18 protein-coding genes are annotated in these 12,662 nt (G+C 54.8%); 16 read left to right on the top strand and 2 right to left on the bottom strand.

The annotated features are described in order from the left end of the window. Window positions 1-4: 4 nt before the first annotated feature. The 3 genes from WCK51_10785 to WCK51_10775 all read left to right on the top strand — a co-directional run bounded on the left by WCK51_10785 (window position 5) and on the right by WCK51_10775 (window position 2,434). Entirely contained in the window at window positions 5-892 is an 888-nt protein-coding gene (locus tag WCK51_10785) for a DUF6159 family protein (protein ID MEI7577370.1), read from the top strand. After that, window positions 893-1,351 carry a DinB family protein gene (locus tag WCK51_10780; GenBank protein ID MEI7577369.1) on the top strand — a complete coding sequence of 153 codons (459 nt, stop codon included), beginning with the start codon at window positions 893-895 and terminating at the stop codon, window positions 1,349-1,351. It begins immediately after the preceding gene. Between the two features lie 69 nt (window positions 1,352-1,420). Beyond that, the gene (locus tag WCK51_10775) at window positions 1,421-2,434 is read left to right on the top strand and encodes a hypothetical protein (protein ID MEI7577368.1); all 1,014 of its coding nucleotides are present in this window, start codon (window positions 1,421-1,423) and stop codon (window positions 2,432-2,434) included. Window positions 2,435-2,452: 18 nt separating this feature from the next. Here the strand turns inward: WCK51_10775 and sucD are convergent, their stop codons facing one another. Further along, window positions 2,453-3,328: a succinate--CoA ligase subunit alpha gene (gene sucD, locus WCK51_10770; GenBank protein ID MEI7577367.1), complete on the bottom strand. Its 876-nt coding sequence runs from the start codon at window positions 3,326-3,328 to the stop codon at window positions 2,453-2,455. A gap of 169 nt (window positions 3,329-3,497) precedes the next feature. Between sucD and WCK51_10765 the strand changes: the two genes are divergently transcribed. From WCK51_10765 to WCK51_10745, 5 genes are read left to right on the top strand one after another with little or no spacing between them, the layout of a single operon-like run. After that, window positions 3,498-4,142 carry a Vat family streptogramin A O-acetyltransferase gene (locus WCK51_10765; protein ID MEI7577366.1) on the top strand — a complete coding sequence of 215 codons (645 nt, stop codon included), beginning with the start codon at window positions 3,498-3,500 and terminating at the stop codon, window positions 4,140-4,142. A gap of 44 nt (window positions 4,143-4,186) precedes the next feature. After that, the gene (locus WCK51_10760; protein ID MEI7577365.1) at window positions 4,187-4,531 is read left to right on the top strand and encodes a metalloregulator ArsR/SmtB family transcription factor; all 345 of its coding nucleotides are present in this window, start codon (window positions 4,187-4,189) and stop codon (window positions 4,529-4,531) included. Between the two features lie 4 nt (window positions 4,532-4,535). After that, entirely contained in the window at window positions 4,536-5,432 is an 897-nt protein-coding gene (locus WCK51_10755; protein ID MEI7577364.1) for an arsenite methyltransferase, read from the top strand. Then, entirely contained in the window at window positions 5,429-5,833 is a 405-nt protein-coding gene (locus WCK51_10750) for an arsenate reductase ArsC (GenBank protein MEI7577363.1), read from the top strand. The genes WCK51_10755 and WCK51_10750 overlap by 4 nt, the downstream gene beginning before the upstream one ends. Then, on the top strand, window positions 5,830-6,462 hold the full coding sequence (locus tag WCK51_10745; protein MEI7577362.1) for an aquaporin: 633 nt from the start codon (window positions 5,830-5,832) through the stop codon (window positions 6,460-6,462). The genes WCK51_10750 and WCK51_10745 overlap by 4 nt, the downstream gene beginning before the upstream one ends. On the opposite strand, the gene WCK51_10740 is transcribed toward WCK51_10745, so the two are convergent. Then, window positions 6,446-7,195, bottom strand: coding sequence for a glycoside hydrolase family 16 protein (locus WCK51_10740; protein MEI7577361.1), 750 nt, complete (start codon window positions 7,193-7,195; stop codon window positions 6,446-6,448). The genes WCK51_10745 and WCK51_10740 overlap by 17 nt on opposite strands. Before the next feature lie 62 nt (window positions 7,196-7,257). On the opposite strand from WCK51_10740, the gene WCK51_10735 reads away from it, so the two are divergent. The 8 genes from WCK51_10735 to recO are packed head-to-tail and all read left to right on the top strand — an operon-like array spanning window position 7,258 to window position 12,650. Beyond that, window positions 7,258-7,626 (top strand): hypothetical protein, encoded by a 369-nt coding sequence (locus tag WCK51_10735; protein ID MEI7577360.1) that lies wholly within the window; start codon window positions 7,258-7,260, stop codon window positions 7,624-7,626. A gap of 6 nt (window positions 7,627-7,632) precedes the next feature. After that, on the top strand, window positions 7,633-8,043 hold the full coding sequence (locus tag WCK51_10730; GenBank protein MEI7577359.1) for a hypothetical protein: 411 nt from the start codon (window positions 7,633-7,635) through the stop codon (window positions 8,041-8,043). Continuing rightward, window positions 8,021-8,344, top strand: coding sequence for a hypothetical protein (locus WCK51_10725; protein ID MEI7577358.1), 324 nt, complete (start codon window positions 8,021-8,023; stop codon window positions 8,342-8,344). The genes WCK51_10730 and WCK51_10725 overlap by 23 nt, the downstream gene beginning before the upstream one ends. Further along, window positions 8,326-9,327 carry a DUF6754 domain-containing protein gene (locus WCK51_10720; protein MEI7577357.1) on the top strand — a complete coding sequence of 334 codons (1,002 nt, stop codon included), beginning with the start codon at window positions 8,326-8,328 and terminating at the stop codon, window positions 9,325-9,327. The genes WCK51_10725 and WCK51_10720 overlap by 19 nt, the downstream gene beginning before the upstream one ends. Continuing rightward, a complete protein-coding gene (locus WCK51_10715) occupies window positions 9,324-10,223 on the top strand; it encodes a hypothetical protein (protein ID MEI7577356.1) in 900 nt (299 codons plus the stop codon). Before WCK51_10720 ends, WCK51_10715 begins: the two co-directional genes overlap by 4 nt. After that, the gene (locus tag WCK51_10710) at window positions 10,220-11,161 is read left to right on the top strand and encodes a hypothetical protein (GenBank protein MEI7577355.1); all 942 of its coding nucleotides are present in this window, start codon (window positions 10,220-10,222) and stop codon (window positions 11,159-11,161) included. The genes WCK51_10715 and WCK51_10710 overlap by 4 nt, the downstream gene beginning before the upstream one ends. Beyond that, window positions 11,158-11,904: a hypothetical protein gene (locus tag WCK51_10705; protein ID MEI7577354.1), complete on the top strand. Its 747-nt coding sequence runs from the start codon at window positions 11,158-11,160 to the stop codon at window positions 11,902-11,904. The genes WCK51_10710 and WCK51_10705 overlap by 4 nt, the downstream gene beginning before the upstream one ends. Beyond that, window positions 11,904-12,650 (top strand): DNA repair protein RecO, encoded by a 747-nt coding sequence (recO, locus tag WCK51_10700; protein MEI7577353.1) that lies wholly within the window; start codon window positions 11,904-11,906, stop codon window positions 12,648-12,650. The genes WCK51_10705 and recO overlap by 1 nt, the downstream gene beginning before the upstream one ends. Window positions 12,651-12,662: the final 12 nt, after the last annotated feature.

The raw sequence follows: 12,662 nt of genomic DNA, 5'->3' as shown, positions 1-12,662 counted from the left end.
GCGTATGTTCGAGAGGTTCAATCGAAGCTGGGCGCTTGCCAAGCAAACGTTCGGAGTCATGCGGAATCAGCCGACCCTGGCTTTGTTTCCGATCATTTCGGGAATTGCGACTCTTTTTGTGTCGTTAAGCTTCCTGGCTCCCATCGCGTTCAGTGCATATCAATCGGGCATGTTTGAGTCAGGCGCGAAGACGCGAGAGCAGATTCCCATTTGGTATTACATTGTCTCGTTCTGCTACTACCTTGTGAGCTACTTCGTTGTGGTGTTCTTCAACGTCGCGCTGATTCACTGTGCTTCTAAAGCTCTTCGGGGAGAGAAGACTTCGGTTGGCGAAGGGATTAGTGTTGCGAAGAGTCGCTTGGGTCCGATCCTGGGGTGGAGCTTGATCGCGGCAACCGTAGGAACAATTCTCAAGGCGATTTCGGAACGAGTTGGGATCGTTGGGCAGATCATCGTCGCCTTGCTGGGTGGGGCGTGGAACATTGTCACGTTCTTTGTTGTGCCTTCTCTCGCACTTGAGGGCATTGGGCCGGTTTCGGCGATCAATTCGTCGTTTGAAACGATCAAGAAGGCTTGGGGCGAGACGCTCATTGGAAACGTTGGGATCTCCTATGCAATGGGATTCTTGTCGCTCCTGCCGATTCCGATGATCATTGCGGCATGCTTCACTCAAAGTGTTTGGGTGATCGTAGCGGCGATCGGGCTCGCGGTTGTGGTTTGGTTAGGAATTGCCATCCTGAGCAGCTGCCTGCAGGGGATTTACACCGCGGCGGTCTTCGAATACGCAAGAACCGGCTCCACTCCGAGTGCGTTTTCCGCGCAGCAGATGCAAGAAGCATTTTTGCCTAAGCCCGACGGAATGGTCAGCAATTACATGCGACGGAACCGGTAGTTGGCTACGATTACCGACGTTGGCCTGCTCGTAGAACAGACGATTGAGCATTTGGCGAGTGCAAAAGGTCCCGCAGAAGGATGGACTCCGGTACAGGTTCTGGATCACCTTTCTCAGGTGCATACAGGTGTTCTGCTCGGCTTGCGCTCACAAGTTGAAATGCCAAGGCGTCATGTCGGACTGGCCTTGCGAAGGCGGATCGTCAACTTCCTCATGTTAAGCGCAATACCAGTTCCGGCCCGGGGAGCTCTTCCCGCTTGCCCAGAGAATGCGGATTTTGAAGCGGCGGCTGCAAAACTCCGAAAACTTCAAGCCAAGTTAGAGAAACGGATCGATGAGGGTGTTCAAGACTCTTGGGTTTGCTTTGTTCATCCAGTTGGGGGCCCGTTGAACCTGAATGAGACTCTTGCCTTTGTGCATGCCCACCTGATGTACCACTGTAAACGTGCCGGAAAGTAGATCATAGTTTCGAGCCGCCAACGTAACGATCAGCAATTTTGCGGGCGCAGGCTCTGTAGAAACCTGGAAATGATCACTTCTTTGCGTTGGCTCGTTTCAGTAGCGGTTGGCGGAGCAATTGCGGTTTGTTTCGCCCAGGCGGATTTCTATCGATCAATTGCGGTCGGGGATCGAACGTATGTTGTGGGGCCATCGATCAAGCTGGGACAATATCTTAGCAAAGTCAAATATAGCCCTGCCGGAAACTCTGTTGTGTTCATCGAGGAGTTCGTAGAAGATTCATATGTGGTAGAGCGCGAGCGAGTCGCACGTGGTCAACAAACCTCACGGCGTCTAGTTGGCCGCTTCGATATCCAGTCGGGGGTTAAGTCCACACTGTTCGAAATTCAACTTGGCGAAGTGGTGATGGATATCGATCCAGTCGGCCCCAACGGAGGAGTGATCTGCAGTTTGGTGGTCGGAAAATCATCCGGTGATAACCTCATTTGGAAGGTTGTCTACTGCCCGGTCGGTCAAGGTGCGAAGGTCATCAAGGATCGAATAGTCGGAAGAAGCGTTTCGGTCTGTGGGTCGCGTACAGACCAAAAAGCGTTTGTGTTCTCTTGTGGCGAAGGGTGTCCGACCGAAATCTCATTCGTTACAAACAGTGGCCAGAAGACTCAACGGTTGGAAAAGATGGCCTATCAAGGCGGCGCCTACGGCAGTCGAACATCTGACGGAGACCCGATTATCACTTTACAAGATGGCGCTCCCGACTACAAGTTGCTCGGCAATTATCGGTTGAGCTTTGCGACGGGAGCGGCTTTGCCGATCTCCGAGATTCCGTCGGTCGGCCAGACCGAACCAGGGATGAAGCCGAAATTCGTGTTCAACGAGGTGGTGCGATCAAAGGGCGACTCCAACTTGGCTCAGAATCCGCTCATCGATATCGTTGCGGAATCAACGGAGAAGAGCCGTGGGAAACTGCTAATGACCCAGGGTGCCATCCAACTCATTGAAACGGAGGCCCTCGGCCGATCAGTGATTTACCTCAGCAATGAGGGTGGCTACTACCTCCGCGAGATAGTTCAGGTTTTGAAGTAGCAGTACCTATACTGGCGGCTAGCCGCCCATTGCTTGCTTGAGCAGAGCAGGTACGTCGCTGGTGCGGTCAGCGACCAAAGCTCCGCAATCCAGAAGCGCGTCAACCTTGGACTGTGGAGTCCCAGTCTTTCCGCTGATGATCGCTCCTGCGTGGCCCATTCGCTTTCCAGGAGGTGCGGTTCTACCCGAGATGAATCCAACAACCGGCTTCTTCATGTTAGCCTTCACCCATTCGCAAGCCATTTCCTCGTCCGAGCCGCCGATTTCGCCGACGAAGACGACTGCTTCGGTCTTGGGGTCGTTGTGGAACATTTCCATGACTTCGATGAACCGAGTTCCTGGAAGTGGGTCTCCGCCGATTCCGACGCAGGTGGTTTGACCAAATCCGGCCCGGGTCATTTCCCATACAATCTCATAGGTAAGCGTTCCTGATCGGCTCACCATTCCGACGTTGCCCGGCATAAAGATGTGCCCAGGCATGATGCCCATCTTGCACTCGCCCGGAGTGATGATTCCCGCGCAGTTTCCGCCGAGCAACCGGGTGACGCCGTTAGCCTTAAGCCGATTGACAACCATCGTCATGTCCGAGATTGGGATTCCCTCCGTGATCAAGGTCACGAATGGCATCCCCGCCGCTTCGCACTCCAGAACGGAGTCAGCCGCAAAGGGGGGTGGAACAAAAATGATCGACGCATCCGCACCCGTAGCCTCTACGGCTTCTTTGACCGTATTGAAAACCGGCTTGCCCAGGAACTCCTGACCGCCTTTTCCGGGGGTCACTCCGCCGACGATATTGGTTCCGTAGTTGATCATCTGTTCGGTGTGGAATCCACCCTCTTTCCCAGTGATTCCGCAAACGATGACTTTGGTGTTTTTGTCGACGAGGACTGACATTTCTGCGGGGAAGTTTACCCGGCTGGTGCGGACGTTAGAAGTTGCTCAGTTCCGCAGTTTCGCAGTGACGACATGGCTTTTAGAGCGATCCCCAAGCTCCGCAAGTTAAGGTTCGGATAACCAAAATCTAAAAGCCAACGGTCCACTCCAAGTATCCTAGTCCAACCGAATGAACGGACCCAACCCGACCGAGCTTCACCCCGTTCCGGGTTTTGAGCAGGTCTGCTTCATCAAAAACGCGATTTCGAACCCAAACGTGATCGTCGGAGACTACACCTATTACGACGACCCCGAAGGGGCAGCCGAGTTCGAGAAAAACATTCTCTATCACTTTCCGTTCGTCGGCGACAAGCTCATCATCGGAAAATTCTGTGCTCTCGCCCGAGGTGTGAAATTCATCATGAACGGTGCAAACCACATCATGAGCGGAACCTCGACCTACCCGTTCTACATCTTCGGTGACGGCTGGGAACCCGCGCTTTCCGAGCGCGCAGTTTTTCCGTTCAAGGGAGATACGGTCGTGGGCAACGATGTTTGGATCGGTTACGAGGCGCTCATCATGCCAGGGGTCACTATTGGCGATGGTGCTATCATTGCCGCGCGCTCCGTGGTGACGTCTGATGTCCCGGCTTACTCGATCTACGGCGGAAACCCCGCGAAACTCATCCGAGAACGATTCGCCTCCAATCAAGTCGAGAGGTTGCTGACCGTCGCTTGGTGGGATTGGCCCATTGATGAGTTGACTCCTCTGCTGCCAATTCTCGTTGCGGGAGAAGTCGAAGAGTTTCTTGCCCTCGCCGAAACAAAAAACTGAAAACATTTCGCATTTCATCGAAATAATGGCGTAGAATCATTTCGATGGATGTCGAAACGAACCGTCTAGCATTCCGAGCCCTTGGTGACCCAACCCGGCTTCACATTGTGGAGTTCCTCTCCTCTATGTGCTGCGGAAGGGCCTCGGTGGATGATGAGGGTGGAGTCGAAGGTCCAACCGCCGGAGAAATCTGTTGCCACATCACCGGCGAAGAGAAGATCAGCTCCACGATCTCCCACCACCTTCACGAGCTCGAAGACGCGGGTCTTATCCAAATCGAACGAAAAGGGAAGCGAATGCTCTGCACCCTTAAACCCGACGCCCTCCTCGCCCTCTCCAACTATTTGAAAACACTCGCCCAACCCAACGACCAAACCAACTGTTGCTAACACAATGAACGAAAACACAAGACTCATCGACCGAGAAGACGTACGCGAAATCGTTCGCGAGAAGTACGGCGCCGCCGCGCTCACCGTCCTCAACGGCCAGGGTGCCGCCTGCTGCGGCGGAAACACCGGAGGCGGCAACGATAGCTGCTGCGGCGGAGATGTCATCACCGGCAACCTCTACAGTGAATCCGAAGCAGGCGACATCCCGGAAGCGGCTCTCCTCGCTTCGCTTGGCTGTGGAAACCCCACTGCCCTCGCCTCGCTCAGCGAAGGCGAGACCGTCCTCGACCTCGGCTCTGGGGGAGGGATCGATGTTCTCCTTTCTGCTCGCCGAGTCGGGCCAACTGGGTTTGCTTTCGGTCTGGATATGACCGACGAAATGCTCGCTCTTGCCGAGCGAAACAAGGCGGAAAGCGGAATCACCAACGTCTCGTTCCTCAAAGGTCACATCGAATCGATCCCCCTTCCAAACAACTCGGTCGACGTCATCATCTCGAACTGCGTCATCAACCTGTCAAGCGACAAAGACGCCGTCCTTCGCGAAGCATTCCGCGTCCTCAAGCCCGGTGGACGCTTCGCTGTTTCCGACGTTGTCGTTGAGGGCGAACTTCCTCCTGCAGTTCGGGCTGACATGGAGGCTTTCATTGGCTGCGTCGCCGGAGCTATGGAGTACAGCGAGTATCTCGGAAAGCTCGCGAACGCTGGATTTGAGAATGCATCGATCGAACCGACTCGCCGCTACACCTTCGCCGACCTTGAGGCCACGACCTGCACTTCGCCAGAGGTCAGCGCCCTTTCCGCCGACGAAAAGTCGAACCTCGATGGTCGGATCATGGGAGCCTTCATCCGCGCATCTAAGCCGAAAGAGGGAGCCTGCTGCGGAACGGAGTGCTGCAAATGAAGACCGTCATCTTCCTCTGCGTCCATAACGCAGGTCGTTCTCAAATGGCTGAGGCCTTCGTGAATCATGAGGCCAAAGCTCGGGGTCTTGACATCAAGGGCGAATCCGCCGGAACTGTCGGTGGAAAGCAGCTCAACCCAATGGCCGTCGAAGCCATGGCGGAACTCGGAATCAGCATGGAAGGGCAGCATCCGAAGCTGATGACCCAAGACATGGTCGATGGTGCGGACAAAATCATCTCAATGGGTTGCGGCGTCGATGCCGCCGCATGTCCCGCCAAGTTCATCCTCACCGAAGATTGGGGTCTCGATGACCCCGCCGGACAGGGGATCGAGACTGTTCGCGTGATCCGTGACCAGATTCGAGGACACATGGTGAAACTCCTGGAGGAGATGGGTTGAACAGAAAGCTCGTTGCCGAGTTCCTCGGGACGTTTGGAATCGTCTTTGCTCCCGTCATGGCGTCGGCAGCAAAGACCGATCTCGCCATCGCCGCCTGGGTCTCCGGACTCGCGGTGACAGCGATGATCTACATCTTTGGCCCGACCTCGGGTGCCCAGTTCAATCCGGCCGTAACGCTTGCGCTCACTCTAAGTGGCAAGCATGACAAGAAGGATGCGATTCCTTACATGGCGGCTCAATTTCTCGGCGGCCTAGCCGCCAGACTGCTGGGTCTGCTCCTCTTTGGTGGGGCATTCGGAACTCACGTCCCGGCGGCCCCGGATCAGGCAATTCGAAACGTTGGCACCGAGACCGTCCTTTCGGCCATTCTCATGGCTGTCATCTTCGCGGTGATCCGCAAAGAGAACTCGTTTGCTCCGTTGGTGATCGGGCTCACAGTGGTGTTGCTCGTCATGATGGGTGGAAACATCACCGGAGGCTCGATGAACTCTGCTCGTTCCCTCGGGCCGGATCTCGTCGGTGGTTCGGCGACTTACGGAACCCTTTGGGTGTATCTGGTTGGACCTCCAGTTGGCATGATGTTGGCCTGGCTCCTCGAGTCAAAAGTGCTCTCTACGGAAGCCGCTTGACCTCAACATAGTCGATCTCGTAGGTACAAACCTGGTTCTTGGACGGATCGGCAGTCGGTTGATACTCCGCCGAGTACGCCTCCGTCCACGACTTCGCCGCTGCCCAGAAATTGAATCGGATGGGCGTTGGTGCGTTGGGAACGGCGTCCTTGCTCGTGCGAACCAGGGTTCCGTTTACCAGCCAATCCGTGTGATCCGGGTACCAGCGGATGGTGTACATGTTCCAATCCGCCGTGTTCAACCCTTTCGGAGTCACCGTCTCCGGCGAGTGATTGATCTTGTTCCCATAAAGCTCCTTCTTTTCGTCCCAATCGTTCCAGTTGGTGACGAGGACGGGGTGGTCGCCTTTGGCTTTGTTGGTCTGGGTGGTGAGGAATTCAAAGTCAATCTCGTCCGACCCGAGCTTGTCGGTCGAGTAAGTGAAAATCGAAGCCACCATCCCCGGCGGTGGATTCTTAACCCGAACCTTCGCCGTGATCTGAAGCCCGGTTTCAAGCGTGAAGTTCGGCTTGGTGTAAAGCTCGGTTCCAAGGAACGTCTCTCCGGGAGCCTTCGGATTGTAAGTCTCGTGCCTAAGGATCATCACTCCATTCCGGCACTCCGGTTTCAACCCAAACTGCGTCCGCCCCAGCTTCCAATCTGCATAAGCCCACTCGCGTTCGGTGTAAGTGTAAAAGTCATCGCGAAACAGTGTTTTGGCGGGGTAAAGCAGTAGAGCAGCGCAGAGCACCATCATATGATTCTACGAGGCATCGAGGCGCGATCAGATGCGCAAATAGCATAGAATGGATAATGATGAGGGCCGCGATCCTGGTGGCAATTGTAGGAGCGTTGGTTTGCACGTTTTGCCTCTCAATGCTGACATGGAACTGGGATGCTCAGGGTGGATGCCTCATCTTTCCCATTGGCCTTGGGTACCTGGCGCTCTGGTTTGTCCCTCTGATGAGCTATGTGTTCCCAAAGGCTGAAGAGGCGGTGAAGCTGGTCGCGTCCGAGAGGACATTCCGAAAGCGAGTGGGCGGGGCAGTTTTTCTTGGTGGCGTGTTGTTGGCCTGCTGGGCCCTCACATTGCCCTCGCCAATTCAGCGCAGGGAGGACTTGCGCTGTTACCAGCACGTCCTGCCATATCAATCTCAACCCGGTTGTAAGCAGCCGCTAAACTAATGTCGAATGACGACCAAATGGAAAGTGAAATCTACGGAAGTGACGCCACAGCGCACCGCAGTGATCATTGCGGTCGCTTTCGGAGCGGTACTCGCCGGCTTCATCATGCGCGTCCCTCTTCTCGCGGTGCTTGCGATGGGGTTCTTAGCGCCCATCATATTTGAATACACGGTCGGCAAAAAGTGCGAAGTCTCCGAAGTCGGAGCGACCGCCGGATTCAGCACGATCACCTGGGATAAGGTGAAAAGCGTGAAAGTTGAAGAAAACGCGGTACAACTGTCCCCGTTTGAGTCAGAATCTAGGCTCGACGCGACGCGAGGAGTCCGATTGGTCTTCGACGACACTGTCGACCGGGAACAGGTTATGGAAATCATCCGTTCTCATACAGGCAAAGATGTTCGATTTTTGGGAGGATGAGCTCAGCGAGGAGCAAACCGAGGAACTTCTGCAGAAAGCTGCAGGAGAGATTCGTAAGCGCAAACTCGAAGCCCCCGCGATCCTCTTTTTCGAGATGCACAAGCCAATTTCCAACGTTATGGCCCACCTGACGATGGTGAGCGCACCGATGTTGGTTCCATTTTTAGGCTTCGATTTCGTGAATCAATATAGTAATTTGCTGAGAAAGCGGGATAATGTCGAACGTCTCATCTGTATCCTGGAAGAAATTCCGGATAGTGAGCCGCAGTTATTGGAGACTTCATGCCAGAAAAACAGTTAGGAGCCTGGTCGCTGGATAGCCAGCTACTGGGTGCGAACTATTGGGACGTAGGGTGGTTTGGACTGCTCTTCACCCTGATGATTATCGTATTCATCGTGTTCAACGTGAAGCGGGCCGGGAAAGGGCAAAGCCTTTTCATCCGCCGCATCTCGGGTCTCAACGCGATTGATGAGGCCGTCGGTCGCGCTACAGAAATGGGACGCCCGGTTCTCATGGTTCCCGGCTTATCTGATCCAGTCAACGCAACCGCGGTTCAGGCGATCAACATCTGTGCCCACGTCGCCAAAACTGCCGCCCGGTTCAGTAACCCGATCATCATGTGCGCCTACTCGGCGTCGATGTTCACCTTGGCGCAAGAAGTCATCCGCGACACCTACCAATCCGAGGGCTACCCCGAGAGATTCGATCCAGATTCCGTCCGCTTCATCTCCGATCGCCAGTTCGCCTTCGCGGCCGGTGTCTCTGGAATCATCCACCGCGAGCAAACTGCCGCCGCCTTTTTCCTGGGCGAATTCTACGCTGAGTCGCTGATCTTCGCCGAAACCGCGAACTCGATTGGCGCGATTCAAGTCGCTTCATCTACTGAAGCCACCCAAACTCCGTTCTTCATCGCCGCTTGCGACTACGTTCTCATTGGCGATGAGTTCTACGCTGCATCGGCTTATCTCACTCGGGACCCCATTATGGTTGGCTCGCTCGTTGGGCAGGACTGGTCAAAGATGGTCGCGATCGGCTTCATCGCTTTGGGCTGCGTCAACGCATCATTCCAACAACGATCTCTGGCGGCTAAAACTGAAGAAATTTATAACGCCCAGAAGAGCAACCCGGAAGAGCTTGCAAAGCAACTCGGTGCCCTTGCCGACGAGCAGAAGGCCACCTTCTCTGTCTCGCGACTGATCAAGGCTGACAAGCCACCGAAAGACCTCGACATGAAGCGCGAGAAGGCCCCGCCCGAACCAGGCAAGGAGGCCGAAACGAAATGAACGACACAATATGGGCACGTAACCCCCAGGGCGACCTGAAAATGTTCATCGGAGGCGGACTGATCCTCGGGATCATCCTCTTCCTCGCGGTGATGCAAACCCCGATCCAGGCTCGCCGTCCGCTAGTCTGGCTCGTGACCTTCCTGAGTGGCGGCTTCATGGTCGCGTACACCTACTGGCCAAAGCCAATCAACTTCGACCCCAAAACGGAGATTCCGGCAAATGGAGTTGAGTCAGTCGGCTCGTTCCTCCAGCAATCATTTGGAGTTGTCTCAAGCTTCGTCCAGATCATCGCTGCGTTCCTACTTGGGCTAGGAATCTTTAGCTTGCTGAGGATTCACCTCATGAACATCGCACGGAAGAAGAAGGACTGGGCATTCAGCGTAATCCTTTTGGTCGCGATGTTCAGCATGATCACCTTCGGTTATGCGGACTTCATGGTTCGCCAAAACCAGAAGGCGGTCGACTTCGACGATCCCGCTAATTGGCATACGGTCAATATGATCCGTGACTTCTTGTTCGACGGACTCCTTCAACAGATGGATGCAGCGATGTTCTCAATCATCGCGTTCTTCATTCTCTCGGCGGCCTACCGAGCCTTCCGAGCTCGCTCGGTAGAAGCGACCATCCTTCTCGGAACTGCTCTACTGGTGATCCTCTCCTTGATGGGAGTTGTTGCCGGAGCCTGGGACGACAAAGTAGTGGCCATGGCAGGAACAGAGAAGACAGCATCCGCAGATTTCTTGATGAATTTCAAGATCACGGAGGTTGCAGGGTGGCTCAAAAACACCTTCCAAACTCCGGCGATCACCGGAATCAAGTTCGGAATCGGACTTGGGACCATCTCGATGGCCCTCCGAATCTGGCTCGGCCTCGAAAAAGGAGGTAAGGCATGAAAAAAGGCGGCATTCCTAAGTTCGTCATCTATGCGCTGCTCATTGCGTGCTGCTCGATTCCGCTGTTCTTTAAGATTCCGATCCCGAATAAGCCAAGCGATCCTTCGGTTGACTTCTACAAAACTCTGTCCGCTTTGAAAGAGGGTGACGTTGTCCTGCTCGGAAGCGACTGGACGGGTTCAACCCGGGGCGAAAGCAAGGGTCACATGAAAGCGATTCTGCGGACCCTGATGCGAAAAAATGTCAAGTTCGTCATCTGGAGTACCGCCGACCCTCAAGCTCCTCGGGCAGCACTTGACGTCATCGCCGAAGTGAACGCCGAGCGGACAGCGAACAAAGAAGAAAAGTACCAACGCTGGACCCAGTGGGTGAGCGCTGGCTACTATCCAAACTCTGATGTTGCGATCAATGCCGTTGCGCAGGACATCCGAACCGCCTTCGGTTCGAGAAGAGAAAACGACACCAAAGGTGTTCAGGAGCAGATATTCAAAAGCCCGGTGCTGGAGAAGATCAAGAGCGTCAGCGACTTCGATCTCGTCATCGACTGCACCGCCTCCAAGACCACTGACTTCCACGTCCAGTTCATAAGCGCGAAAAACGTTCCACTCATGTTCGCGGTCACCGGCGTCATGGTTCCCGAAACCCAGGTCTTCTACAACTCCAAGCAAATCAAGGGCTTCATCGGTGGACTCAAAGGTGTCTTCGATATGGAGCAGATGATGGAGAAGGGAGTTAATGTCAAAGATCCCAACGGCGTCACCGCAGTATCGTCCGAGTTGGTCAAAGGAGAAATCGCTCCACTGCCTGGCGTCAGCGTCGGGCAAGGCACCAAGTACTATCCGACCCTCCACGTTGCGCTTCTGCTCATGATCATCATGATTGGAATCGGTAACTACGAAATGATCTCGGCTCGAAAGAAGCAAAAGGGGAACGCATGAAGCCAGAGCAGTTAGAAATCTACAGGACAATCGCCGCCGGAGCCGGCGTTCTGGCGACCATCGGTCTCCTAAGCGTTCTCTACAAAGAGAACAAGTTCTACCGTGTGTTCGAGCACATCTTCCTCGGCCTTGCAGCCGGGTGGTCTGCGGTGGCGGTGTGGACCGAGTCGCTCCGCGAAATCTGGTGGGACAAGCTCACAGGTGTTGTTGAAACAACTGGGGCCGTCACCGAGCCAGGTCGCTGGGCGTACATCTTGCTAGTGCCAATCGGAGCCATGGGATACATGGTCTTCACAAAGAAGCACAACTGGATGGCGAAGATCCCCATGGGAATCCTTCTTGGAATTTGGTCTGGTCAGCAAATCCAATCGTTCTGGACCGTGTACGGCCCGCAAATGAAGCAGGGAATGCTTCCAGTCATCCCAACGTCCTTCGATAAGTTCATCGTTCGCTCGGACGCTCCTGCGGAGCTCGCGGCAGTAACGATCACTTGGTCGCAGGCGATCTCCAACGCGCTGTTTGTTTTCACGCTGCTTTCGGTTCTCAGCTACTTCCTGTTTAGCTTTGAAGTGAAGAACAAGGCCCTGAAGAACTTCAACGTGGCGGGTCGGTACCTGCTGATGATCGGCTTTGGCGCGATCTTCGGAAGCACGGTTATGATGCGGTTCTCGCTGGTTATCGACCGGATGTACTTCATCTGGGACGAGTTCTTGATGAAACGAATCCTGCATATCGGAATGTAATGGAGCACACGGTCGAAGCCATTGTGCTGAGACGACGAGACGCCGGTGAATCTGACCGGCGTCTCGTTTGCTTTACGCGGGAACTTGGCAAGATCGACTTGGTGGCAAAGGGCGCCCGCAAGCCGACTTCGCGACTTCGCTCGGTGAGTGAACCGCTTTCTGTAGCTCAGCTCACCTTCGCCAATGGTCGGCACCAGAAGTTCATCCAGCAAGCCCAGCCAATTGCCGCGTTTCGCGGATTGCGACAGGACTACGAGCGGCTCACGCTCGCGTTAGCATGGGCAGAGATTGTTTCGTATGTTGCACCCTACGAAGACCCGATCGAGGAAGTCTATGAGCTCTGCTTCAAGGCTCTTGGCGCCATCGAGAAGCACCCCAAGCCCAAAGTCGCTTTGGCTTGGGCGGAAGTCGCACTTCTTGCCGAAACCGGATTCCTTCCAAGCTTCGCCTCCTGTGTCTTAAGCGGGGTGGAGGTGAAGGAAGCCGAAGCGATGGTGTCGCCCCAGGCAGGCGGCTATATCTGCCGCGAGGTAGCCGGTGAATACTCAGACCGTTTCATTGTCCGGGCGGAAGTTCTTTATGGTCTCAATGCGCTTGTCGGACTGGATGAGCCTCCTCCTGGACTCAAGTTTGTAGATGAGACGCTTAATGCCCTTCAGCCATTCTGGCTCAACATCTGCGAGGCTCCGCTGAAAGCACGAAGCCATCTCATGGAGTCTCTGGCATTCGGAACCAGCGGCACCTAAGTTCAAGTAAAA

The organism is Armatimonadota bacterium (assembly GCA_037138755.1).
Taxonomy (GTDB): domain Bacteria; phylum Armatimonadota; class Fimbriimonadia; order Fimbriimonadales; family Fimbriimonadaceae; genus Fimbriimonas.
The sequence above is the reverse complement of the archived record's forward strand: the minus strand, read 5'-3'. Positions and strand labels throughout refer to the sequence as shown.